Here is a 21,695-nt window from a genome sequence, read left to right as displayed (position 1 = left end):
TGCGTATGCGCCGCTCCGGCAGGGCAGGTGGTGGGCAGGGTGTCACCAATGACATCCGCTACGCCGCCTCCCCCGCTCGTCGGGGCCTGTGGCGGATACCGGGTGCAGGTCGATGAGGACCATGATCAATCGAAGAAGTTGCGGTTCTGGCGTACGAAATCGGCGAAGCCGAGGGCTGGACGGCCCGTCAGGTCGGCCACGGTTGAAGTGACAGACTCGGCACCGCCGTTGCGGTAAGCGCGGGCAACTCCGATCAGGGCATCGACGTGGAACTCCGGCGTTCCGCTATCCAGCATGGCCGCGCGCGCTTCGTCGTCCGGCAGGCCCACGTAGCGCACCGGCTTGCCGAGGACGTCGGAAAACTCTTCGGCGGCTTCAGCGTAGGTCAGGGCTTTCGGTCCGGTGAGGTCGTAGACGCAGCCGTCGTGGCCATCGGTGGTGAGAACCCTCGCCGCGACACAGGCGATGTCGCCGATGTCGATGAAGCTTATGGGTGCGGTGATCAAGGGGAAGCTGAACTCCCCGGCTTCGCGGATGGACCGCTGGCGCAGGAAGTTCTGCAGGTAGAAGTTGGGTCGCAGGATCGTCCAGGGCAGACCGGACCTGACCAGCGACTGTTCGACGGGCTGATGCAGCCGGGCGATGGGTGAGAGTCCTTCGTCGGCCCGCCAGACCGACAGCTTGACCACCCGGACGCCAACCGCACGGGCGGCTTCCAGCATGTTGAGTTCGTGCGTCGTTTGGGCGGGACTCGTCGCGCCGAGAAGGAATACGGTCTCGATGCCATCGAGCGCAGGACTGATCGTGTCCGGTATGGCCAGATCGAGCGTCACTGCCTGACCGCCAGCCTTGATCACCTGAGCCGTGGTGTGCGGATCGCGATAAGCCGCCCGCGCGGCCACGCCGTCGGCACGAAGACGGGTGAGGAGAGCCGTTCCGACGTTCCCGCCCGCGCCAGTCACCAGAATCATCGTCACACCCTCCCCGGGCGATAGCAGCGAATATGCCAAGAACCGGAACGTACCATCCTGGGATGGCGGCGAGGCAGGCCAATAGTGATCTTCAGGCTATGGCGTTCAACGGGCGTTCGCCCCAGCGAATGACTTTCTCGCCGCGGATGCGGGGGTGTTCCTTGCGTTGGGCGGCGAGCAAGTCGGGATGGCGGGCGGGGGCGTTGCGCCGGCGCAGGTGGGCGTGCAGGGCCCGGGTCTGCGCGGGATGGCCGCGGTGGTAGGACATTCCCGACAGGCCGGAAGGCCCCTGGACGACTGGTTACTGAACGGCCGACTGGACAGTGGCGGAGGACAAAAAGTCGACCAGGAGCGCATTGACCTCGCTGGGACGCTCCTGTTGGATCCAGTGGCCGCAGCCGGGCAGGACCACCGGACCGCGAAGGTTCGGCACATACTGGCGCATCGCATCCGTATCCATAAAGCGTGTGGCAGTGTCCGACTCGCCGGTGACGAACAGCACTGGCTGGCGGATCGGGGTCGCACCCAGGGCGGGCAGTTCCTCCCAGTCGCGGTCGACGTTGCGGTACCGGTTGAGCGCGCCGGTGAAGCCAGTGCGGCGGAATTCTTCCGCGTAGTAGGACAGGTCGGATTCGGCCAGCCAGGACGGGAGGCGCGCGGGCTCAGGGATCGGGTCGAGCAGCCGGGAGCCGGCGGGCAGGCCGGTCAGCAGTCTGACCGCCAGACCGTCGGGTGCGTCCCCGGACAGTGCGGAGAAGATGAGGCGCATCGAGCGTTCGACATCGGCCTGCAACTCGGCTTCGGCGACGCCAGGAGCTTGGAAGTGCAGTAGCCAGTTGAACTTGCCGTCCGCCCAGCGGCGCAGGGCCTGGGTCATGGGGGCGGGGGGCCGCCGGTGGTATGGCACGCTGAGCGCGGCCAGAGCAGGGAACCGTTCGGGGGCCAGCTGGGCGCACGCCCAGCCGATCTGGGCACCCCAGTCATGACCGACCAGCGCGGCGGTCGGCTCGTCCAGCGCATCCAGCATGCCCACCACGTCGTCCACCATCGCCTGCATGCCGTACGCCTCGACGTCGGGCAGGACGGTGGTCTGACCATAGCCGCGCAGGTCAGGGGCGATGACGTGGAAACCGGCCGCGGCGAGGGCACCCAACTGGTGGCGCCACGAGTACCACAGTTCGGGGAAGCCGTGCAGCAGGATGACCAACGGACCCTCCCCGGCTTCGGCGATATGGATGTTGATGCCGTTGGCGTGCAGCGTGCGGTGTCTCATGGCCTCGATATTGGCGAATGCATGGGGCGCGGGCGTCGTACGGCGGGCGACTTCTCGCGTACACCCGGCGGAGTAGCGCCAGGGCTGGTGAAGTGCTCGAGGAGCTGACTTGGGCCACCTGCTGCTCACCACGCGGCCTGGTACTACCCCGCATCGCGACGGGCCCCAGCCGGAGCTGTTCGCCACCAGCCCGACCGTCTCCTTCCCCGGTCGGCCGGTCCCTTCGGACACCGTGCCCGCAGGGCCGGAGGTTACTCATGTCTGCGTGCTCCTTGCGATTCCATGTCAACGGCCGGGCCGCGGTATAGAAGCCGCACGCCAGTCTCCTCGTTGGCCCGGCGCCGCGTTGTCTGCCCGGCCGAGTGGGGGAGAGCTGGTTCGCCGATGACGCCTCGTTCGACGACGTGACCTTCACCGGCGACGCCTCCTTCAGTGGGGCGCGGTTCGATGCGGAGTCGAGGTTGGGCCCGCTGGCGTGCGCGGGTGCTGAACCGTCTGCGCGCCCGGCCCCGGCGGCCGCCCGGCCGAAGCGGCGGTCTTCTCGATCGATGTCCTGCCGGGCAGTATCGGTTGCATGCCCGATTTCACGGAGATGTCAGGACAGGGCGGTGCGGGGCCGGTGGTGACGGTGGGTACCGATTCAGTCCCGGCGCCGGAGCGGCTTGGCTGGTGGTCCGAGATGGTCGACCACGAAGTCATGCCCGTGGCGGTACACAGCGCGCACACGGCCGTCTTCCGGGGCCGGGCGGAAGCCGTCGAGCTGCCGCACAGCCAGGTGACGGCCTTCGATTTCTCCCCGATGGCAGCCCGTCGCTCGCCGGTCCACATCCGCCGCCACGACCCCGAGAACTACTACCTGCTCCTGGTCCGGGACAGCTCGGTCCGGCTGGAGCAGGCGCGCGGCGTCGCCTGCCTCCAAGCCGGCGACATGGCCCTGTTCTCCACCTCGCATCCGCTGGCCTGCGAGTTCCTCGACCACGGTCGCCAGACCCGCCTGACGCTGATGCGGCTGCCGCGCCCCGTCCCGCCGCTGGCCGGCGGCCAGGCTGACCGGCTGCTGGCCGAGCCGCTGCCGCCCCGGGCCGGGTCGGCGGCCCTGCTCGGCCTGTACCTGGCACAGCTGCCGCAGACCGCCCGCACCTGCGGCCCGGCGGAGCTGGCCCGGCTTGGCGCCATCGGGGTGGACCTGGCCGCCACCTTGCTGGCGGCCCGGCTCGGAGTTCAGGACACCCTGCCCGCCGAGACCCGCAATGCGGTACTGCTGGCCCGGATCAACGCCTTCATCGACCACCACTTGGGCGACCCCGAGTTATGTCCCGCGGCCATCGCTGCCCACCACCACGTCTCCGTACGCACTCTCCACCTGCTGTTCCAAAGTGAACCGGAAACCGTCAGCGCCTGGATACGTCGGCGCCGCCTGGAACGCTGCCATGCCGACCTCACCGACCCACGGCTGCGGCGGCGGTCGATCAGCGCCATTGCCGCCCGGTGGGGGTTCCTGCGCCCGGCGGACTTCAGCCGGGCGTTCCGCGCCGCGTACGGCGTGGCGCCCAGAGAGTTCCGGCGGGCGGCGCTGCGCAGTCTGCCGGATGCCCGACGGGCTGCACGGAGCGACAAGTAAGGCTGCGCGCATCGCCAACTCGCAGCCGACGGTGGGCGTCACGATGTGAGGACACAGAAGAGGAACACCGGCGCGCCAGCGCTGTCCGAGGGCGAGCGGAGGTACCGAAAGATGAAACCGTATGAAACCGTATTCCGTTTAACGTTCACGCCGATTCTGCTGGCGGCGGCCCTCACTGAAGGAATCTCGGCAGCTCACGCTCAGGCTGGAAGGGAATTGATCATGAAACTTGCCAAGAAGCTCTTAATGGTTGGCGCAGTTGTCGCAACCACCGCAGGTCTGGGCATCATCCCGGCCGAAGCCAGCTCCAGCGCCGCAGCGGCATGTTGGACCTTCGGAAACACGACCAGTTTCGGCACGTACGGCGGCCAGGTCTGCGACAGCAACCACATCATGGGCTGGGCCAAGGACACGAAGGCCGACGGCTACTGCGTCTTCTTACGAGTGCACTACCCGAACGGGTACGCCGACGGCCCGTGGGCCTGCCCGAAGAACGTACAGAAGAGCTGGGACTGGTGGGCCCCGCAGGGCATTACCAACGTGAGCATCGAGAAGGTCTACGCTCCGTGACAGGGCATAACCGCTCGCGAACCTGATCACGCGTGAGCGGGCGACGGCCAGATCCTCCGGTGAACAGGCCGCGGAGGACGAACAGGGAGCCACCGGACGGAGCCCGGTCGACCGCGGTCGACCGGGCTCCAAGCGCCATCTGATCCGCGATGCCACCGGCATCCCGCTCAGGGCCTCGCTCACCGGATTGCAACCGCAAAGACCGGGGCGGATCCGCAGAGGGCGGGCTCGGCGAGGTCGAAGGTCTCCAGGTTGGCCCGGCGGGCACCGAGGAGAAGCTCCGCCGGCTCGATCGGGGCCACGGGCAGCATGCGGCCGTGGGCCTTGGCATCCCCACCACGCGTGGTGATCGATGAACCCACGAAGGTGAGCTGCCGCATGGCCCTCAACCAAGATCGAGAACAAGATCAAGGAAGCGCAATGCCGTGCCGCGAGATGCTGGGCCATCACGTCGGTGGGGTATGTCGTCACCAGGCCGAGTGCGGACAACCGGTAGGCGGCGTCGTGGGCTGGCGCGGTGGAGGTGCCGTTCCCGACGACGAGGACGCGGCCGACCGCCGCTATGCGGTCGATGGTGAGGGACAGCAGTTCGGGGTCGACGGTCTCTGTCGCATCGACCAGGGCCCGGCCACTGCGGCGCAGGATGCGGTCCAGGATCTCGCCGACCGAGGTCCGGCTGTCGATTTCCTCTTCGTGGGCGAGTTCCTGCTCCTGCTCGTCCTGCTGGGCGAGATCGCGTGTGATGGCGAGCTTGACGTCTTGGTAGCCCCGGTACCCGATGCGTTGGCAGGCACGGACCGCGGACGACTGGGCCACGCCCGCCTTCTGGGCCAGCTCGGTCACCGAGCCGCGCACGACCGCTTCGCGCCTACGAACGGCGGGGCGGCCGGGCGCACTTTGCGGTCGACCCGCACGCGCCCGCGCAGACCGGCATCCGCGACATCGACCTGGCTCCGCGGAACGCAGACGGGCTGGTGAAGTGCCACATCGAGACGCTACGACGCGAGGCCCTCGACCACGTGCTGGTCTGGAACGAGGCCCATGCTCGACACGTTCTTGAGAGCTACGCGCGGCACTGCAACGGGCATCGACCACATCAGGCGCGGGCGCAACGCCCTCCTCTCGTCGAACACCAGACTGCACCGCTGTCCGACCTGAACACCACGCGGCGGCCACGCCGGACTCGTGTCCTCGGCGGCCTGATCAACGAGTACACATACGCAGCCTGACAAGCCGCGATGGGTTTCCGAACGGCCCACGTTGGGGCCGCCACTGCCGCGCCATTGACGAAGCCCTGCATCCGCCACGCCGACCCCTCCCACCGGCCGGCGCCGTCCACGCCTCCGACCCGGAGAACCCGCACTCATGGATCTGCGGGAATCAGCCCCCTTCCACCCAGGAGGGTCTCGTCTCGTGCGTAGGTTCTGGGTGCACGAGCGAGACGGCAGGAGCGGCGAAGCCGGACCCGGCCGGGTACCTCACAGCCAGCGACCGCGTGCACGTGGGCCCCACGCTCTCCGCTGGGTTCAAAGACTCCGAGGCCGGCGCGCGAGCCGTGCACGCAGCGGGAATGTATCTCGTCTTCATCGGCGAGCCGGCCGTCAACCCCCACGTAAAGGCAGGCGACATGCGCCGCGGGAGGTCGGTAAGTCCGTGGTCACAGCCGGTCCTTTACCGGGCGGCCGGCCTGCATGACGAGCAGGATGTTGTCCGGGTCGGCGAGGTCGGCGATGTCGTGGAGCGGGTCGGTCCGGCACACGACAAGATCAGCGAGCTTCCCCGGTTCGATCGTGCCGAGGTCGGCGTCGAGGCCGAGGAGCCGGGCTGCGACGCGGGTGCCGGCCTCGATCGCGCCCATGGGGGAGAGGCCGAGGTCGACGAGGTGAGCCAGTTCGCGCAGGTTGTGTCCATGCGAGGTCACCCCGGAGTCGGTGCCGAGCGCTATGGGTACGCCTCGGCGGATCGCCTCGGCGACTCGTTCCATCGCGAGTGCGGACCAGCGGATCTTCTTCTGGTAAAGGAAGTCGGGCACTGAGCCCCGCTCCGGGATGGAGGCCGCGGTGGTGAGCGTCGGCACGAGTGTGGTGCCGTGTTCGAGCATGACGTCGATTGTCTCGTCGTCGATGCCGTAGCCGTGTTCGATGCTGGTGACGCCGGCGAGGACGGCGTTGCGGATGCCGGTGGTGCCTTGGGCGTGCGCGGCGACCGGTCGCCCGTGTCGTCGAAGCGCTTCGTCGACGATGGCGGCCATCTCGTCGGTTGCGAGCCCTTCGTCGTCAGGCTGGTCCGTCGGGCTGCTCACGCCGCCTGTGGCGCACACCTTGATCACGTCCGCACCGGCCCGGATGACGCGGCGTGTCGCGATTCGGGCTTCGCTAACGGTGTCGGCGATCTCCGTCCAGGGCTGCGGGCGGAGCGCATCGACGTCGATCCCACTGGGCTGTGTGAAGTCGGCGTGCCCGCCGGTGTGGCTGATCATCCGGACCGCAACCTGGAGGCGCGGCGCCTCCACCAGGCCGGCCGTCACTGCCTCTCGGTATCCGGCGTCGAGGCCGCCGAGGTCGCGCGCGGTGGTGACGCCGGCTGCGAGGGTCCGGCGGAGGCGCTCCGCCGTCTGGAAGGTGGCGAGCGATGCCCAGTGCCTCGGTGGCTCCAGCAGTTCGCCGACGTGGTCGAGAGCGAAGTGCACATGGCAGTCGATGAAGCCCGGCGTCACGGTGCGGCCACCGAGATCGATGACGGTCTCGTCCGGGGCCGGCGTCGGCCCGGGCCCAGTACCGGCGTGAGAGATACGGCCGAAGGCGTCGACGGCGATGGTCGCACCGTCAACCGGCGTTGCGCCGGTGCCGTCGATTAGCCGTGCGTTGATCAGTTGAGTCATGGAGGGCTCCGTCCAGCGGGAAGGGGAGGAATTCTATTCCAAACTCGATGTAAATCTAAGCACTGGCGTTGCGCGTGAGACGTTGTTCCCTGCGGTACACTTGCGCCGCAACGATATTCCCTGAATGGAGGAAGGGGCGGGGATGGCGGCTAAGGCAGCCCGACGTCAGGGGGCTGACGGGGACGGCGCACACGGTTCGGGTCCTCAGAAGCTCCAGGCCGGGCAGTCGAGCGGCCCGCTGACCAGCGGTGCGGTCCTCGCGCAGATTCAGGCCGCTGCGCCGTCGCTCGTGCCCAGTGCGCGTCGGGCCATGGAAGTGATCATCGCTGATCCCGAGGCAGCCACCAGATACTCCGCCGCGGACCTCGCCGCGCGTGCTGACACGGCGGCATCAACCGTGGTCAGAGCCTGCCAGCAAGCCGGGTTCAAGGGTTTCCAGGAGCTAAAGCTGGCCCTGGTCCGTGACCTGGCCCTGCGCGGCGCCGACCAACTGGTGTTCGCCGACGAGCTGGATACCGACTCGCCTCCGAACGCGGTGTTGCACACCATCCTCGCGGCCAGCAGCCGTGCGCTGTCCGACGCGATCAGCACGGTGGACCCGGCCGCATTCGCCGGTGCGTTGGGCGCCCTGCGTACCCGCCAGAAGGTGTTCTTCGTCGGTAACGGCCAGTCGACCACGCCCGTCCGAGACGCGGCACACCGCATGCGGATGCTGGGGCTGGCCACGGCAGCGCCGATGGACGCGATCACACAGCACATCGCTGCTCGGCAGTTGGGCGAAAGTGGCGTCTGCTTGGCGATGAGCCACAGCGGCGCGACACGAGAGACAGTGTTGGCCGCGGAGACCGCGAAGGCGGGCGGCGCCTACGTCATCGCGGTGACGAGCTTTCACGGCTCGCCGTTGGCCGACATCGCGGACGCGCCGCTCATCGCGGGCAGCCCGGGGCAGGGTTTCCGGCTGGAGGCCACGGCCAGCCGACTGGCACATCTGGCGATCACCGACGCGCTGTTCGTCGGACTCGCCTTGCGTGATCCGGATCGGTCCAGGGAGTACCTGAACGCGATCGCGGACGTCCACGCGGAACACATGCTGTGAGGGGCGACTGGGGCCATGGTGAGTCCCTCCAGTACAGCGAGGGGCTCCCGCTCCTGACCTATCTGCGGGTGGGCGAGCCCGGTCGGCCCCTCGTCGTGTTCCTGCCGGGCGGCGGCCACCTGGCTCGCATCAGTTACGGGCACCCGGGCGGCCGCCCGGACGACTTTCTCGCGCATTGGCTGGCGGCACGTGGGTTCACGGTACTCGCGCTGTCATATCCGTCGGACCATCCGGCCGTTCCGGCGGCGCACCCGGAGTTGACCGTCGACCGGTGGGGTGCGGCGGCAGCGGTGCTCACCCAACGGATCGTCGCCGAGCACCACCTCGGGGCCGGAGTCATCCTGTGCGGCTGGAGCATGGCCGGCCGATCCGTCCTACCGTTCGCCCTGACCGCCCGGCGGGTCGGCCTCGATCTGCGTTGCTTCGTGTCCCTCGCGGCTTCGGCTCCGCTGCCCGGCCTCGTACCGGTCCCTCCGGCAGGCCAGCCATTGACCCCCGAGGGCCTGTGGGAAGCCGCCCTGGGGCAGTCGTCGATCCGGCTGGACGAGTGGTACGGGCAGATCTCCGCGCAGGCGGGACAAGACGAGCCGATCATGTCGCGGGACGAGTACGTACGGCACTACCTGTGCCGGCACTCGGTCGGTCTGCGTGGTGAGGCGCAGCACTGGGACGGGCAGTCCGACATCCACGACGTCGAGGCCGCGATCCGGGAGACCGGGGTGGGACGGTGGGCAGAGTTCCCCATATGCGCGGCCATCGTCCCGGAGGGCGCACAGGACGCTCGGCACGCCCTGTGCGATCACCTCACCTGGCCGGCGATCACTGCCTACTCGCTGGGATGGCGCCTGTCAGATGCGACGGCGCTGTCGGCTGACACCTGGGCGGGCCTGACCGCGTACAGTCGGCGGCTGCCGACGGACCTGGTCCGTTTCATGCCCGGCAACCACTTCTTCTTCCTCGGCGCCGCCGGTGCCCGCCGTGCGGCACGCCATATCGAGGAGCTCTGGCAGGCCGCCGAGGATCTCCACCTCGTCGTGGCCGGTGCTCTGACGCCCCATGAGGTCCCATGAGGCGTCGGACATGTGTCGACGCGTCACCGCTGTCCGGCCTCGACGCCGGACAGCAGGCGGACCGGACTGAAGACAGCGGCGTGGTCGAGCGCACCTGCCCCCGTGGCGACCAGGCGTGCCATCTGCTGGGCGGCGACCGAGCCAACGGGTAGCGGGACACCGTGACCCCGCGCGGTCTCCAGCGCGATCCCGAGGTCCTTGTGGTGCAGGGCGACGCGGAATTCCGATGTGAACGCGCCATCGTTCATGGTCGCGCCCTTCTGGCTGACGACTCGGCTGCTCGCCAGGCCATCGCCCAGCACCTCAAACGCGGTCGGCAGTGGTACTCCGGCAACGTCCAGTATCACCAGTGCCTCAGCGAGGATGGCGAGGTTTCCGGCGACGATCAGCTGGTTGGCGGCCCCTGACGGTCTGACCGGCACCGGCCGGGCCGATCTGCACGATGGTGTGGCCCATGGGGCGCGGGTGGGGGGAGCGCCCGGTCCAGGGCGGCCGCCTCACCGCCGACCATGATGGACAGGGTCCGGTCGAACGCGCCCTGTTCGCCGCCCGACACCAGTGCGTCGAGCGTGTCCACACCGCGGTCGCGACCGCCCGCCGCGATCCGGCGGGCGGTGTCTGGACGGACGGCGCTCATGTCGATGAGCGGGCTCCCGGGACACACGGTGGCGAGGAGGCCCTCGGGAGTGAGGGCGACTGCCTCGACGTCGGGGTGTCCAGAAACGTGGTGATCACCACGTCGCAGCGGCGTGCCGGCTCAGCGAGGTTGCCGGCTGCGCCACCGCCGCGGCGGGCGAGCTCGTCCGTTCGGGCAGCGCTCCGGTTGTATCCGATCACCTGGTGGCCGGCGCCCCGCAGGGCAGCTGCCGTGGGCCGTCGCCGTGGCCAGGCCCATGATGCCCAGACCGACGAATCCGGTGGTCATCGGTGATCCTTGGTGGCCTGGGCGATGAGGTTGGCGTCTTCCTGCTGACGTCGACGAGCGTCGAGGAGGACCTGTTCTTCCCGGTCGCGGGGGACTACGACGACTCCGTCGGTGTCGGCCACCACCAGGTCGCCCGGGTTGACGACGACGCCCGCGCACTGGATCTGGCCGCCGACATCGCCGTCCCATCCCTTGTTCGGCCCGGCGGCGCAGATGCCGCGCGCGTAGACGGTGAAGCCCCGCTGGCGGATCGCTTCGACGTCGCGGACCGCGCCGTCCACGATCAGGCCGATCAGACCCGCCCGGATGGCCTCCACGGTGCGGACCTCGCCCCAGACGGCCCGGTCCACGAAGCCGCCGGCATCGACGACGAGGATGCTGCCGACCGGTGCCGTCTCGATGGCGCGCAGGAGGGTGTTGTTCTCGCCCGGCATGCTGCGAGCGGTCCATGCGCGTCCCAGCAGTGTGCCGCCGACGACCGGCCGGATGGCCGCGTGCATGGCTTGGAAGCGGTTGAGGCAGTCGCAGACGGCGCTGCTGGCCAGTCCTTGCCAACGGTCGAGGTTGTCGGCGGGGGCTGTAGTCATGAGAGCTCCTTATGAATTGTTGAGTGCGCCGGACGGTTTGAGGCGCTTGAAGAGTTGCCGCGCGTCGCGGTGCCGGATCAGGCGGCGGTCGTCGCCGGACAGCGGGCGAGTGTGCGCGATGCGCTGAGCGGACTCGGTGATGGTTGGGGAGTGAACGGCCAGTCGGCCCCGTACGGCAGCTGGCTCGGCGGCACCAGCCGCAGCAACGAGGGCAGTTGCGTGTCGAGTGGGCATCCCACCAGGTCGTAGTGGGCTCGGCGCAGGACGGCCAGAGTGTTGACGGCGTCGACACCGCGCCACTCGGCTGTCAGCTGCTGCCCGAGCGTGTGGATCCGGTCGGCGGGTGGGGGAGCGCGCCACCCCCGTGGGGGAGGATGATGCTCAGCTGCGGATACCTGTCCAGTGCACCGGTCAGCAGAAGACCGGTGACCGCCCGGGCGGTCTCGAAGGGAAACTCGGACAGCGGCAAGGAGGCGAACAACTCGAACTGGCCGGGGTGTCGGGCGGCCAGCGCCGCCCCGTCCTCGTTGACGCCATGAGCGAGCACCGTCGCCGCGGTCGTCGCCGAAGTGAACGCCTGGCGATGAGATGGACAGGACGCCGAGTTCGACGCCGAGTTCGTCCATCGTGCGCAGGGCGGGGCCTGGCCGACAGACCAGTCCGGCCATGCGGCCAGGCCGTCCGGGCCTGGCGTTTCGAGGTGTTGGTACGCCCTCCGGTACCGCTTTGGCGGGAAGCGTGCGTGGACGTCGATGCCGCCTTGTCGGTTCACAGCGGGCTCTTGTTCACCAGGCGAGCGCGAAGCCGTCGCGCCGTGGATCGGCGCCGCCCCACATGGTCGAGGTGTCCGGATCGAAGGCCACGCCGTGCCCGCCGCCGACCACACGGCTCCAGGCGCCCAGGTCGTGCATCTGGTGTCCACGCCCACGGAGCCCAGCCAAGGTTGCCGCGCTGAACCTGCTCTCGGTGCCCAGGAGAGTGCCGTGCCCGACACGGATCCGAGGCGCCTCGATCGCCTCCTGGATGTCCATGCGATGGTCAACGACGTTGATGATCATCTGGGGTGTGGTCTGCAGGATGCCGTGCGATCCGGGTGTGCCGACGACCAGGAACGGTTCGCCGTCCGACCAGACCTGTGAGGGAGCGAGGCAGACCTCCACGCGCTTGCCGGGGCCGATCGCGTTGGGACTCGCGGGATCGGTGTCGAACCAGGAGGCGAAGCTGTTCAGCAACAGTCCGGTCGTGCCGGCCACCACTCCTGATCCGAACGCGCCCCCCAGGGTCTGGGTGCAGGACACCACGTAACCCTGTGCGTCGGCGGTGACGAAGTGCGTGGTGTTCTCGGGACCGGCGAACACGGCCCGGGTCCATTCCAGTGCGGGGTTGTATTCATGACGCTCCCCTGGGAACGCGGTTGCCCGCCGCAGGTCCAGCCGTCCCGTCGCCGCCGCGATGTGTGCGTCGGACAGCAGGTCGTCGTACGGGGGCGACGAATCCGACAGGTGGGCCTTTCGTTCCTCGATCGCCACCTTGAAGACCTCTGACAGCAGGTGCAGGTATTCGTCGCTGTCCGATGCCATCGTGGAGAGCGGGAACTCGCTGAGCATGCGCAGGCTCACGAGATACTCCAGCGCGGCGCTCGGCACGGGCGGGCAGTAGACCGTCAGCCCGTGATATGTGCTGGAGATCGCGCCCTGCCAGCGGGGCGCGAAACCGGCCAGGTCGGGCGCCGCCAGCAGGCCGCCGTGGTCGGCGCAGTACTGGATGATCTCCTCGGCGATGGGTCCTCGGTAGAGCGCTTCGGCGCCGGCTTCGGCGATGAGCCGCAGGGTGTCGGCGGCGTTCTTCTGGACCAGGAGTTCGCCCGGGCGCGGGACTCGTCCGTTGGGGAGGAAGATCTCTCTGCTGGTCGCGGCGAGTTCAAGGCGGGGACGGGCCGCCGCGAGATAGTGGTGGAGGTAGTGGGAGACCGGGAAGCCCTGCTCGGCGTAGCCGATGGCCGGCGCCAGCACCGTCGCGAGGTCCATGGTCCCGTAGCGCTCCAGGGCCGCGGACCAGCCTCCGGCCGCGCCGGGAACCATCGCCGAGAGAATCCCGACGTCCTTGGCTCCGGGGGCGGCGAACCGGTCGGGGTGTGCGGCCTCTGGTGCCGGTCCGACGAAGTCGAGCACCGTGGGTGCCGGCTCCTGCGGTGCCCGGATGAGCATGTAGCCGACGCCGGTGGGTCCGCTGCTGCACGGCTCGACGACGCTCAGCGCGGCGGCGACGGCCACCGCCGCGTCGACCGCGTTTCCGCCTGCCCACAGCATGCGCATGCCGGCCTGGGTAGCCAGTTGGTGGGCCGAGGTGACAACGCCGTTGCGCCCGCCGACCGCGGGACGGTGGGTGGTCATCGGGTGGCCATCACAGTCTCGATCTCGGCGAGCGAATCGAGCAGATGGGTGTGCGGAGCGGCCTCCAGTGTGGTTCGGGTGTGGGCTCCGGTGGTGACACCGGCGACGACGCCGGCCCCCGAGCGCCATCCTGCGAGCAGGTCGCTGCGGGTGTCGCCAACGACCGCGACGGCATGCATGTCGGTGACCTGTAGTCGAAGCGCAGCGGTGAGGATCATGTCAGGGAACGGCCTGCCCCGGCCCGCGTCGCTCGGGCTGAGCGTGAGATCAACTATGTCTCGCCAGCCCAGTGCATCGACGAGTGCCTCGCGGGTGCGTTCCGCGAAGCCCGTGATGAGCGCGATCCGTACGCCCGCTGTCCGAAGTCGCAAGAACAGGTCCTCGACGCCGGGAAATGCCTTGATGCCGACCTGGCCGACAAGCTCCTCGTAACGCCGCTCGAACGCCTCGTTGGCCGTCTTCGCCAGTTCTTCCTCAGGCAGCACATCGCGAAAGGCGTCCAGCTTGCTGCGGCCGCGGTTGCCGTCGAACGAGGCCATGGCGGCCTTGAGCTTGGGGCCGTCTGGAACTCCCGTGTCCAGCAGTGCGGTGCGGAACGCCTCAATGACCAGGCCATCGTCGCTGAACGCGGTACCGGCCATGTCACAGACCAGCAACTCCCAGCTCGGTGGTGCAACGCGCATGGTGCTTCCCTTCGATCGGTGGAACGCGATGAGGGAACGATAATCCATCAATGACCATCCGCTTGGCAATGAGGTTGCTTGTGCGGCTAGCCTGCCCGGGTCGAGAGGAGACCCCATGCAGCACGACGTCGTCGCCGACTTCACCCGATCCATACCGCCAGCCCCGCCCGAGGTGGGCGACGCACTGGCCGATACCCTCGGGGCCATCGCCGCCGACCCCGGCGCCCGGACGCTGCTCCACGAGAGCAAGACCGGCGGCGGCCCGGAAGACCGCCTCGCGGCGGCACGATGGATGGCGCGGCGGATGCCCGCGCCAGAGCCGCACCGGTTGCTGTTGACCAACGGAACGCAGAGTTCGCTCCTGTTGGTCCTGCGCCACCTGGCCGCCCCGGGGGATGTCGTACTGGCCGAGGGCCTCACCTATGGGGCCATCGGCAACCTGGCCGAGCGTGCCAGAGTTCGCCTCCGCCCGGTCGATCTTGACGATGACGGCATGGTGCCCGAGTCGCTTGCCGCGGCGTGCCGGAAGCTCAAACCTCGGCTGATCTACTGCAATCCGGGCTACCACAACCCGACCACGACAACGATGAGCCTGGAGCGACGACACCAGATCGTCGCCGTCGCGCGCCAATACGGGGTGCCGGTATTCGAGGATGATGTGCTCGGCGCCCTTCACCCGGATACGCCGCCGCCGATCGCGACCCTGGCCCCGGAGCTGACCTGGTACTCGATGGGGCTGACCAAGTCGCTCACTCAGGGGCTCCGGGTCGGATACCTTCTCGGCCCCGACGGGCCCGCCGTCGAGGCCGTGACGCAGCCCATCGCGCGGCTGTCGTACTGGGTGGCGAATCCACTGTCCGCCGAGGTCGTCCGCCGTTGGATCGACGGCGGCCAGGCCACTGCCATCGCCGACGCCATCCACCGGGAGTCGGCCGTACGACAGCGACTCGCCGGGCAGCTGCTGCACGGGCTGCACTTCGACACCCAGGACGCGGCCATGCATCTGTGGCTGCGCGTGCCGACCGGGCACACCTCGCACAGCTACACCGCGGCCGCCGCGGAACGCGGTGTGCTGGTCCGGCCGGCCGAGATGTTCGCCGTCGACGGCCACCCGGTGCCACCCCGGGTGCGGCTGTCACTGAGCACTCCGCTCGACCGGGCGCAGGTCCGGCGGGGATTGGAGATCATCTCCGCCCTGTCGTCACATGAACGATGGGCAAACATCGTCCGGCGCCCGTAGCGCACGCAACGCTGTTGCCATACGGTCATCATTGAAGGGAAAATCGCTCCCTGACCGAGGGTCCTGGGCTCCGCAATTCCGACCCGGCCGACTTCCTCGGGCATAGAGGAAGTCAGCGTCCGCGACGGATCCTGCACGATGGTGCCGACCATCTTGATCTGCTCGGCACCAGTCCTGACCGGCTGGGCGGTCCTCCTGGTGAGCGTATTCACGCTGACGCCGCAGCTGCTCGCACTTGCATTGACCGCGTGCGGCTGCGCCCCGCTCACTCATGCCTTCCACTTCGACCGCGGCAGGGAGACAGTATGAAGAAAAATAAGATGAAGGAAAAGATCCTCCTCGGTGACATGGTTTTCGGACTGGGCTTGGACTCACCAGATCCGATGATGGTCGAATATGCCGCCTTGGCCAGGCTGGACTTTGTGCGCTTCGACTGCGAACAGGGGCCCTACACGCTGGAGAGCATCGAGCACGCGGTACGTTCCGCCGAAGCGGCCGACATCGTTCCCACGGCAAGAGTCTCAGGGGTTGAGTCCGGCTTTGTCGTGCAACTTCTCAACCGCGGTGTCAGCGGACTCACCTTCGCCCACACCCGAACGGCGCGCGACGCGGCCGCTGCCGTCCGTTCGGTGAAGTTCGCACCGGAAGGTGACCGCACCCTCACATCGCCGAGCGGGCATGGCATGCACGCCCGTTGGGCGCTCGGCCTGGACGCGCAGGATGCCTTCGCGTTCGCGAATAGTGAGACGCTGGTCGTCTGCACGATCGAGGATCCGACCGGCCTGGCGAATATCGGAGACATCGCCGCGGTTCCGGGTGTGGATGTCATCACCTTCGGCCCCAACGACATCGCGGCGACCATGGGATACACCGGCGACACGATGCACCCTGAAGTCCGGAAGGCCGTCCGCGACGGCATCAAGCGAGCCACAGCCGCAGGTGCGGCGGTGGGGATCTCCGTCGGTTCCCGCGGCGCCGAGTGGGCTGCCGACTACGTCGAGGCCGGCGCGCGAGTCCTTCAATTCCTCCCGGCTCCGCTCATGATCGATGCTGTCGCCCGGACGCGCGCCGATCTTGGCGTCTGACAACAAGAAAAACGGTTCCGTCGCAGGGAACCGGTCCCACACCGCAAGGGCGGCCACATGACTCTGTCTCTCCATCAATCAGCGGGTGGTGCACCTGCGGGCGCATTGCACACTGCGTCATTCCGGAAGCGCGTCGGCGCATATGTGCTGTGCGGTCCGTTCCTGCTGTTTCTGGGGGTGTTCTCCGTACTTCCGGCAGCGTCGGCGCTGGTGCTGGCCCTGTTCAACTGGCCTCTGGCCGGCGGCGGCGCCCGGTTCACCGGCCTCGACTCCTTCCGGCAGGTGTTGGACAGTGAGGAACTGCGCCAAGCTCTCATCAATACTCTGCTGTACTCGCTGTTCACCGTGCCGGCCGTCACGGTGCTCGGCCTTCTGATCGCCCTCACCATTCACAGCGTGCGGCGTGGAAAGGTTTTCTGGCGGACCGTGTACTTTCTGCCGTTCGCCAGCACTCTCGCCGCGATGAGCATCGTCTGGAAGTGGATGTTCTACCCGGAACGGGGGCTGATCGACTCCACCGTGGGCCAGTTGTTCGGAGTGACGAACTGGTTGAGCGACAGTTCGCTCGCCCTCCCGGCGGTTGCCCTCGTGGGAGTGTGGCACCAACTCGGATACGCGGTGGTGCTGTTTCTTTCGGGGCTGGCCAACGTGCCCACCGCGCATCTGGAGGCGGCCCGTCTCGATGGCGCGAACGCCTGGCATCGGTTCTGGCACGTCCAGTGGCCCGCTCTCGGGCCGACCACGGTGTTCGCCGTCGTCATCAGCACCATCAGCGCGCTGCGCGTCTACGACACCGTGGCGCTGATGACCGAGGGAGGGCCCATCGGCAGTACCACAACTCTGAGCTATGAACTCTACCGGCGAGGGGTTTTCTATCAGGACATCAGCGGAGGGGCCGTCATCAGCATCGTGCTGCTGGTCACCGTCATGCTGGTGACGCTGGTGCAGATGCGGTCATTCGGCCGACGACTCAGTAAGGCGGGCGCCCGATGACCACCGGCGCGGAATCGCACCATGCCGCCGGCGTTCTGTCGCCGGGCCGAACAGAGCCACCCGACTCCTCCGGCCATGGCCGGGGAAGCGTCCTGCGGCGGGCCGCCGCGAGCGACATACCCCGGCACATACTGCTGGCCTTGGGTGCCATCGTCATGCTCGCGCCGTTCGCCTGGATGGTGTTCAGCTCTTTCAAACCGGACGACGAAATCTACAACGGCGACCTCCTGCCGCGGCATCCGACCTTCGACTCCTATCGCCGCGTCTTCGACACGGTGCCGATGGGGCAGTACTTCCTCAACAGCGTGGCGGTGACCGGGCTGATCTTCCTCGGTCAGGTGCTGCTCGCCGTTCCGGCCGCCTACGCCCTGGCGCGGATGCGGTTTCGCGGCAGCAGGTTGGCACTCGGGTTGGTTCTGTTCGGCACCATGCTGCCGATGCAGGTCGTGGCCGTACCCTTGTATCTGCTGTTCGCCAAGGTCGGCCTCCTGGACAATCGCCTGTCGCTGATTTCACCTTTTCTTGCCAGCGCCTTCGGCGTGTTCCTGCTCCGCCAGTTCTTTCTGGGAATCCCGCAGAACGTACTGGACGCCGCGCGGCTCGATGGAGCAAGTAACTGGACAACGGTATGGCGAATCGTCCTGCCGATGGCCCGGCCGGCGCTCACCGCATTCGCTGTCTTCAGTATCGTCTCCCACTGGAACGACTACTTCTGGCCGAGCCTGGTCCTGTCGAGTGACAATGCGGCAACGGTGTCCTACGGTATTTCCGCATTCGCCAACTCGGAAAGCAATGACTTCGCTGCCCAGATGGCCGCCGCCACGCTGGCGGTGCTTCCGCTCGTGGTGGGGTTCCTGCTCGCCCAGCGGCATTTCGTTCGCGGTCTCGTGCTGTCGAACACCCCGGACTAGACACACCAATCGGTCTCATTTTCAAGGAGTGAAACCATGCGATGGAGAATCACCGTAGCGCTGGCATCCCTCGGCCTTCTGGCCGGGGTGACTTCCTGCGGCACATCGAACACCAAGGGCGGCGCTGTCAGTGTCTACTACACGCAAGCCAGCCTCTATGCCGATCCGTTGAAAACTGCCATCAAGCCGCTGGAGAAAGAGCCGAAAGCTCCTCGGGTGAACCTTGTCCTTGCGGGCAAGAACTACAACGACGTCCAGCAGCGGATCATCCGCGAGGCAGGCACCGGTCGCCTGCCGGATGTGGCTCTGGTCGGGCTGAATAACCTGCGCGGACTGGTCGACCTCGGCATCGCCCAGCCGCTGGACAGTGCGATGGCCAAGGGCAGCCTGGACACCAAGAACATCGACCCGAAGTTCCTGAAGCTCACCCAGTACAACGGAAAACAATACGGGATTCCCTACGGCGTCGCGACGCGGATCCTCTACGCCAACGCGGATATGTTCAAGGCCGCAGGGCTCGACCCGACGCATCTGCCAACCACGTGGAGTGAGCTGCGCAAGGACGCTACGAAGCTGGCGGATCCGGCCAAGCATAAGTACGGCATCGTGATGGACTGGAATGGCGGCAGCAATATCGATTTCCAGCAGCAACTGGCAAGCGCCGGTGGCACGATGCTCAACCCCGGCGAAACCGGCGCCGCATTCAACAGCCCCCAGGGCCGTGCGGTGGTCAACTACTGGCGCGGCCTGGTCAAGGACAAGGCCATGCCGTTGCTCGCCCGCACATCGGACACCAGCCCCAATGTCCAGGCATTCATCAACGGCGACGCCGGCATGCTGATCCAGTCCAACGGAAACCTCGGCAACATCAACAAGAGCGCGAAGTTCACCGTCGCCACCGGACAGGCCCCCATCAAAGACGGCGGCACACGCAGCGCACCCGCGTCAGGCGCGGCGATCGTCTTGCTCACCAAGGACCCTCACCGTCAGGAGGCCGCCCTCAAGGCCATTCAGCAACTGGCCAGTCCAACGGCGAGCACGGCACTGACCCTTGCGTCCGGCTACATACCCGTCAACTCCGTCGCCCTGAAGAGCCCGGAGTTGAAGAAGTACTTCAGCGAGAAGCCCAACCGGCACACACCGCTGGACGCCATCCCCCACCTGAACCAGTGGCAGACCTACCCCGGCAGCCACGACGTCGAGGCGAACGATGCCATCGAGAAGAGCCTCCTGCAGGCTCTGGGTGGCAGTGAGTCCCCAGAGAAGGCGCTCACCGAGTCGCAGAACGCGGTCAACGAGATCCTGAAGAACCATGGCTGAGGGAATCGACTGCGTCGACGTGACCAAGACGTTCGGGCCGACGGACCAGGCCCTGCGTCAAGTGACCGTGTCGTGCCAGGCCGGCGAAACACTGACCCTGGTCGGGCCCAGCGGTTGCGGCAAGACCACCCTGCTGCGCTGCATCGCCGGACTGGACCATCCCACCGGCGGGACGATCCGGATCAACGGCCGTGACATGACTCATGCCGACCCCCAGCGTCGAAGCACGGCCATGGTCTTCCAGAACTACGCCCTGTACCCGGCCAAGACGGTTGCCGCCAACATCGAGTTCCCGCTGGTCATGGGCAAGGTGCCGCGAAGTGAGCGCGCCGGGCGGGTCGCCGGGATCGCACGGCTGCTGCGGTTGACTTCACATCTGGAGAAGAAGCCAGCCCAGCTGTCAGGTGGGCAGAAACAGCGTGTCGGCATTGGGCGGGCGCTGATCCGCCAGCCGTCTGTGCTGCTGATGGACGAGCCGCTGTCGAACCTCGACGCCGCGCTGCGGGTCGATATGCGCACCGAATTGCACGAACTGTTCCAGAAGCTCGGTGCCACGGTCGTCTACGTCACCCACGACCAGACCGAGGCGCTCACACTTGGCGATCAGGTAGCCGTCCTGAACGAGGGACAGCTACAGCAACAGGCCACTCCACGCGAGGTCTACGCCCGCCCGGCGAACAGGTTCACCGCTTCGTTCCTCGGAGCCATGAACCTCCTCGACGGCACCGTCCAGGACGGATACTTCCGAACGCCCGACGGGTCGCCGATCGTCGAGCTCCGGGCGCCGAAGGCCGCCGCGACGGCGTGCATCGGCATCAGGCCCGAGGACCTTCGAACGGCCGACACCTCGGCAGGCCGCCCCCACATCACGCTCACCGGCCGGGTCAGGCTCCTCGAACTGCTTGGCAGTGAGGAACTCGCCCACATCACTCTCGCCAGTGACCACAAGCTCAAGGCCCGGCTGCCGGTGGGAACCGTCATAGCGGACACCGTGCGCCTGTGCGTCGATGTCGAACGTCTGCATCTCTTCGATGCCGAGGGCATACGCATCGACACATAGGCGGGGAGGCATCGAGGAAGCTCGCCTTCCGTCGCATTCCATCCCATCACCCAGAAAAGAAGGGACCAGCCAAGATGCCAAAGCTCCTCACGGACGCACAAGTTCACCAGTATGAGCGAGACGGTTATGTCCATCCGCTGCGAGCATTCTCCGCTGACGAGGCACGGGGCGTCTTGGAACACATGGATGCCCTTGAGCGGGGGAGCCGGATCTGTGGTCACGCGCCAAGTACAAGCCGCATTTGCTGATGAAGTGGCTCAACGATTTCAAGCGTGGACGTGCGGATCACCCAGCGGGCCCCCGGCTCCGGGGAACTGGCCGGCGAGGTCACGTACCAGTGGATGGCCGAGCGCGACACGGATGGGAACTACTGGGTCTGCGGCTGGCTCAACGAACGATGAGCGAACGCCGCGCGCAGCGCCGGGGAGAGCGGTGGTGCCGTGCACGGCGAGCGCGGTCAGTAGAGGTCGCCGTCGTCGATCACCGCTCTCCGCGTCGCCGCCGGAGCGCTGGGCGAGGGTCCGAGTGACCCTTGATCATGGGGAGCCGGCTCCGGGTCTCCTTGTCCTCCGGGCTGTTTTCGAAGCGCCGTCTACCTCCGTGAACGCGTGCAGTACGAGCCCCCGCGCCAGATGGTCTTCTCGAACGCCTCGCTGCGCGCGATTGCCTGGATCACACCCGCATTTCCTTCATGGCGCCGTACCCATGCGCCATGGTGATCGCCGGGTGCCGACCGGGCCGGTCGGGAACGTACAGCGCCCCGCGCAAGGTCACGCCGTCGGGCGGCGCGAGCTCGATGTCGAGGTGAGTGGACTGGCTCATAGCTACTTCCTCCGGACTGTGCGACCGGTGTCGTCGGGTATGTTGTGTGAACATCTGCGCGGCGTTCGGCCTGGCGCACCACCGTCACTGAGGCGATGGCCTTCGCCGACGACGAACATCGCGATCGATCAGCGTCGCCAGCAACCGTTGATCCGCGGGTCGGGGACGGAACAACGGTCTGGGCGTCGCCACCA

Annotated in this window: 21 protein-coding genes and 2 pseudogenes; 12 read left to right on the top strand and 11 right to left on the bottom strand. The window is 67.6% G+C overall.

From position 1 onward, the window contains the following. Positions 1 to 125: 125 nt before the first annotated feature. Positions 126 to 971: an SDR family oxidoreductase gene (locus JK364_RS47350; RefSeq protein WP_201857664.1), complete on the bottom strand. Its 846-nt coding sequence runs from the start codon at positions 969 to 971 to the stop codon at positions 126 to 128. 301 nt (positions 972 to 1,272) lie between these two features. Beyond that, positions 1,273 to 2,244 carry an alpha/beta fold hydrolase gene (locus JK364_RS47340; RefSeq protein ID WP_201857638.1) on the bottom strand — a complete coding sequence of 324 codons (972 nt, stop codon included), beginning with the start codon at positions 2,242 to 2,244 and terminating at the stop codon, positions 1,273 to 1,275. Positions 2,245 to 2,818: 574 nt separating this feature from the next. On the opposite strand from JK364_RS47340, the gene JK364_RS47335 reads away from it, so the two are divergent. From JK364_RS47335 to JK364_RS58290, 3 genes and pseudogenes are all read left to right on the top strand, one after another. Further along, positions 2,819 to 3,865 carry a helix-turn-helix domain-containing protein gene (locus JK364_RS47335; RefSeq protein ID WP_230993622.1) on the top strand — a complete coding sequence of 349 codons (1,047 nt, stop codon included), beginning with the start codon at positions 2,819 to 2,821 and terminating at the stop codon, positions 3,863 to 3,865. Positions 3,866 to 3,976: 111 nt separating this feature from the next. Further along, on the top strand, positions 3,977 to 4,435 hold the full coding sequence (locus JK364_RS47330; protein WP_201857667.1) for a hypothetical protein: 459 nt from the start codon (positions 3,977 to 3,979) through the stop codon (positions 4,433 to 4,435). 94 nt (positions 4,436 to 4,529) lie between these two features. Beyond that, a pseudogene (locus JK364_RS58290) lies at positions 4,530 to 4,679 on the top strand (IS5/IS1182 family transposase); the annotation flags it as partial. Here JK364_RS58290 and JK364_RS47320 read toward each other — a convergent pair. After that, positions 4,615 to 4,815: a hypothetical protein gene (locus JK364_RS47320; protein ID WP_201857666.1), complete on the bottom strand. Its 201-nt coding sequence runs from the start codon at positions 4,813 to 4,815 to the stop codon at positions 4,615 to 4,617. The pseudogene JK364_RS58290 and the gene JK364_RS47320 overlap by 65 nt on opposite strands. A gap of 1,277 nt (positions 4,816 to 6,092) precedes the next feature. Beyond that, complete coding sequence (locus JK364_RS47310) at positions 6,093 to 7,316, bottom strand: metal-dependent hydrolase family protein (RefSeq protein WP_201857637.1); 1,224 nt, start codon at positions 7,314 to 7,316, stop codon at positions 6,093 to 6,095. A gap of 124 nt (positions 7,317 to 7,440) precedes the next feature. Here JK364_RS47310 and JK364_RS47305 point away from each other — a divergent pair, with 124 nt between their 5' ends. Both JK364_RS47305 and JK364_RS47300 read left to right on the top strand, forming a co-directional pair. Continuing rightward, entirely contained in the window at positions 7,441 to 8,412 is a 972-nt protein-coding gene (locus JK364_RS47305; RefSeq protein WP_307841623.1) for a MurR/RpiR family transcriptional regulator, read from the top strand. After that, positions 8,409 to 9,482: an alpha/beta fold hydrolase gene (locus JK364_RS47300; RefSeq protein ID WP_201857635.1), complete on the top strand. Its 1,074-nt coding sequence runs from the start codon at positions 8,409 to 8,411 to the stop codon at positions 9,480 to 9,482. The genes JK364_RS47305 and JK364_RS47300 overlap by 4 nt, the downstream gene beginning before the upstream one ends. A 23-nt stretch (positions 9,483 to 9,505) precedes the next feature. On the opposite strand, the gene JK364_RS56340 is transcribed toward JK364_RS47300, so the two are convergent. From JK364_RS56340 to JK364_RS47275, 6 genes and pseudogenes are all read right to left on the bottom strand, one after another. After that, positions 9,506 to 9,904 carry an NAD-binding protein gene (locus JK364_RS56340; RefSeq protein WP_307841622.1) on the bottom strand — a complete coding sequence of 133 codons (399 nt, stop codon included), beginning with the start codon at positions 9,902 to 9,904 and terminating at the stop codon, positions 9,506 to 9,508. After that, positions 9,868 to 10,319: pseudogene (locus tag JK364_RS56335) on the bottom strand (NAD(P)-dependent oxidoreductase). Before JK364_RS56335 ends, JK364_RS56340 begins: the two are co-directional and overlap by 37 nt. Positions 10,320 to 10,403: 84 nt before the next feature. Continuing rightward, the gene (locus JK364_RS47290) at positions 10,404 to 10,994 is read right to left on the bottom strand and encodes an RraA family protein (protein WP_201857634.1); all 591 of its coding nucleotides are present in this window, start codon (positions 10,992 to 10,994) and stop codon (positions 10,404 to 10,406) included. Positions 10,995 to 11,301: 307 nt separating this feature from the next. Beyond that, complete coding sequence (locus tag JK364_RS47285) at positions 11,302 to 11,541, bottom strand: hypothetical protein (RefSeq protein WP_201857633.1); 240 nt, start codon at positions 11,539 to 11,541, stop codon at positions 11,302 to 11,304. A gap of 238 nt (positions 11,542 to 11,779) precedes the next feature. Further along, positions 11,780 to 13,387 carry a gamma-glutamyltransferase family protein gene (locus JK364_RS47280; RefSeq protein ID WP_201857632.1) on the bottom strand — a complete coding sequence of 536 codons (1,608 nt, stop codon included), beginning with the start codon at positions 13,385 to 13,387 and terminating at the stop codon, positions 11,780 to 11,782. Further along, positions 13,384 to 14,070, bottom strand: a complete 687-nt coding sequence (locus JK364_RS47275; protein WP_201857631.1) for an HAD family hydrolase — start codon at positions 14,068 to 14,070, stop codon at positions 13,384 to 13,386. Before JK364_RS47275 ends, JK364_RS47280 begins: the two co-directional genes overlap by 4 nt. Positions 14,071 to 14,185: 115 nt before the next feature. On the opposite strand from JK364_RS47275, the gene JK364_RS47270 reads away from it, so the two are divergent. From JK364_RS47270 to JK364_RS57335, 7 genes are all read left to right on the top strand, one after another. Beyond that, entirely contained in the window at positions 14,186 to 15,310 is a 1,125-nt protein-coding gene (locus JK364_RS47270) for an aminotransferase-like domain-containing protein (RefSeq protein WP_201857630.1), read from the top strand. 305 nt (positions 15,311 to 15,615) lie between these two features. Further along, positions 15,616 to 16,395, top strand: coding sequence for an HpcH/HpaI aldolase family protein (locus JK364_RS47265; protein ID WP_201857629.1), 780 nt, complete (start codon positions 15,616 to 15,618; stop codon positions 16,393 to 16,395). 57 nt (positions 16,396 to 16,452) lie between these two features. Next, on the top strand, positions 16,453 to 17,388 hold the full coding sequence (locus JK364_RS47260) for a carbohydrate ABC transporter permease (protein ID WP_201857628.1): 936 nt from the start codon (positions 16,453 to 16,455) through the stop codon (positions 17,386 to 17,388). Next, a complete protein-coding gene (locus JK364_RS47255) occupies positions 17,385 to 18,299 on the top strand; it encodes a carbohydrate ABC transporter permease (protein ID WP_201857627.1) in 915 nt (304 codons plus the stop codon). The genes JK364_RS47260 and JK364_RS47255 overlap by 4 nt, the downstream gene beginning before the upstream one ends. Before the next feature lie 36 nt (positions 18,300 to 18,335). Continuing rightward, on the top strand, positions 18,336 to 19,619 hold the full coding sequence (locus tag JK364_RS47250) for an ABC transporter substrate-binding protein (RefSeq protein ID WP_201857626.1): 1,284 nt from the start codon (positions 18,336 to 18,338) through the stop codon (positions 19,617 to 19,619). Between the two features lie 19 nt (positions 19,620 to 19,638). Beyond that, on the top strand, positions 19,639 to 20,679 hold the full coding sequence (locus tag JK364_RS47245; protein WP_201857625.1) for an ABC transporter ATP-binding protein: 1,041 nt from the start codon (positions 19,639 to 19,641) through the stop codon (positions 20,677 to 20,679). Positions 20,680 to 20,951: 272 nt separating this feature from the next. Continuing rightward, the gene (locus JK364_RS57335; protein ID WP_269146411.1) at positions 20,952 to 21,080 is read left to right on the top strand and encodes a hypothetical protein; all 129 of its coding nucleotides are present in this window, start codon (positions 20,952 to 20,954) and stop codon (positions 21,078 to 21,080) included. Positions 21,081 to 21,351: 271 nt separating this feature from the next. Here JK364_RS57335 and JK364_RS47240 read toward each other — a convergent pair whose 3' ends face one another. After that, a complete protein-coding gene (locus JK364_RS47240) occupies positions 21,352 to 21,501 on the bottom strand; it encodes a hypothetical protein (RefSeq protein WP_201857624.1) in 150 nt (49 codons plus the stop codon). Positions 21,502 to 21,695: the final 194 nt, after the last annotated feature.

The organism is Streptomyces endocoffeicus, assembly GCF_016741935.1.
GTDB classification, from domain to species: Bacteria; Actinomycetota; Actinomycetes; order Streptomycetales; family Streptomycetaceae; genus Streptomyces; species Streptomyces endocoffeicus.
Note: the sequence above shows the minus strand (reverse complement) of the source record. Positions and strands in the feature narration are given on the sequence as shown.

Excerpts from the sequence above, each read along its gene's own strand:
- JK364_RS47350 (WP_201857664.1), bottom strand. The coding sequence starts at position 971 with ATGATTCTGGTGACTGGCGCGGGCGGGAACGTCGGAACGGCTCTCCTC.
- JK364_RS47340 (WP_201857638.1), bottom strand. The coding sequence starts at position 2,244 with ATGAGACACCGCACGCTGCACGCCAACGGCATCAACATCCATATCGCC.
- JK364_RS47335 (WP_230993622.1), top strand. The coding sequence starts at position 2,819 with ATGCCCGATTTCACGGAGATGTCAGGACAGGGCGGTGCGGGGCCGGTG.
- JK364_RS47330 (WP_201857667.1), top strand. The coding sequence starts at position 3,977 with ATGAAACCGTATGAAACCGTATTCCGTTTAACGTTCACGCCGATTCTG.
- JK364_RS47320 (WP_201857666.1), bottom strand. The coding sequence starts at position 4,815 with ATGCGGCAGCTCACCTTCGTGGGTTCATCGATCACCACGCGTGGTGGG.
- JK364_RS47310 (WP_201857637.1), bottom strand. The coding sequence starts at position 7,316 with ATGACTCAACTGATCAACGCACGGCTAATCGACGGCACCGGCGCAACG.
- JK364_RS47305 (WP_307841623.1), top strand. The coding sequence starts at position 7,441 with ATGGAGGAAGGGGCGGGGATGGCGGCTAAGGCAGCCCGACGTCAGGGG.
- JK364_RS47290 (WP_201857634.1), bottom strand. The coding sequence starts at position 10,994 with ATGACTACAGCCCCCGCCGACAACCTCGACCGTTGGCAAGGACTGGCC.
- JK364_RS47280 (WP_201857632.1), bottom strand. The coding sequence starts at position 13,387 with ATGACCACCCACCGTCCCGCGGTCGGCGGGCGCAACGGCGTTGTCACC.
- JK364_RS47275 (WP_201857631.1), bottom strand. The coding sequence starts at position 14,070 with ATGCGCGTTGCACCACCGAGCTGGGAGTTGCTGGTCTGTGACATGGCC.
- JK364_RS47270 (WP_201857630.1), top strand. The coding sequence starts at position 14,186 with ATGCAGCACGACGTCGTCGCCGACTTCACCCGATCCATACCGCCAGCC.
- JK364_RS47265 (WP_201857629.1), top strand. The coding sequence starts at position 15,616 with ATGAAGAAAAATAAGATGAAGGAAAAGATCCTCCTCGGTGACATGGTT.
- JK364_RS47260 (WP_201857628.1), top strand. The coding sequence starts at position 16,453 with ATGACTCTGTCTCTCCATCAATCAGCGGGTGGTGCACCTGCGGGCGCA.
- JK364_RS47255 (WP_201857627.1), top strand. The coding sequence starts at position 17,385 with ATGACCACCGGCGCGGAATCGCACCATGCCGCCGGCGTTCTGTCGCCG.
- JK364_RS47250 (WP_201857626.1), top strand. The coding sequence starts at position 18,336 with ATGCGATGGAGAATCACCGTAGCGCTGGCATCCCTCGGCCTTCTGGCC.
- JK364_RS47240 (WP_201857624.1), bottom strand. The coding sequence starts at position 21,501 with ATGAGCCAGTCCACTCACCTCGACATCGAGCTCGCGCCGCCCGACGGC.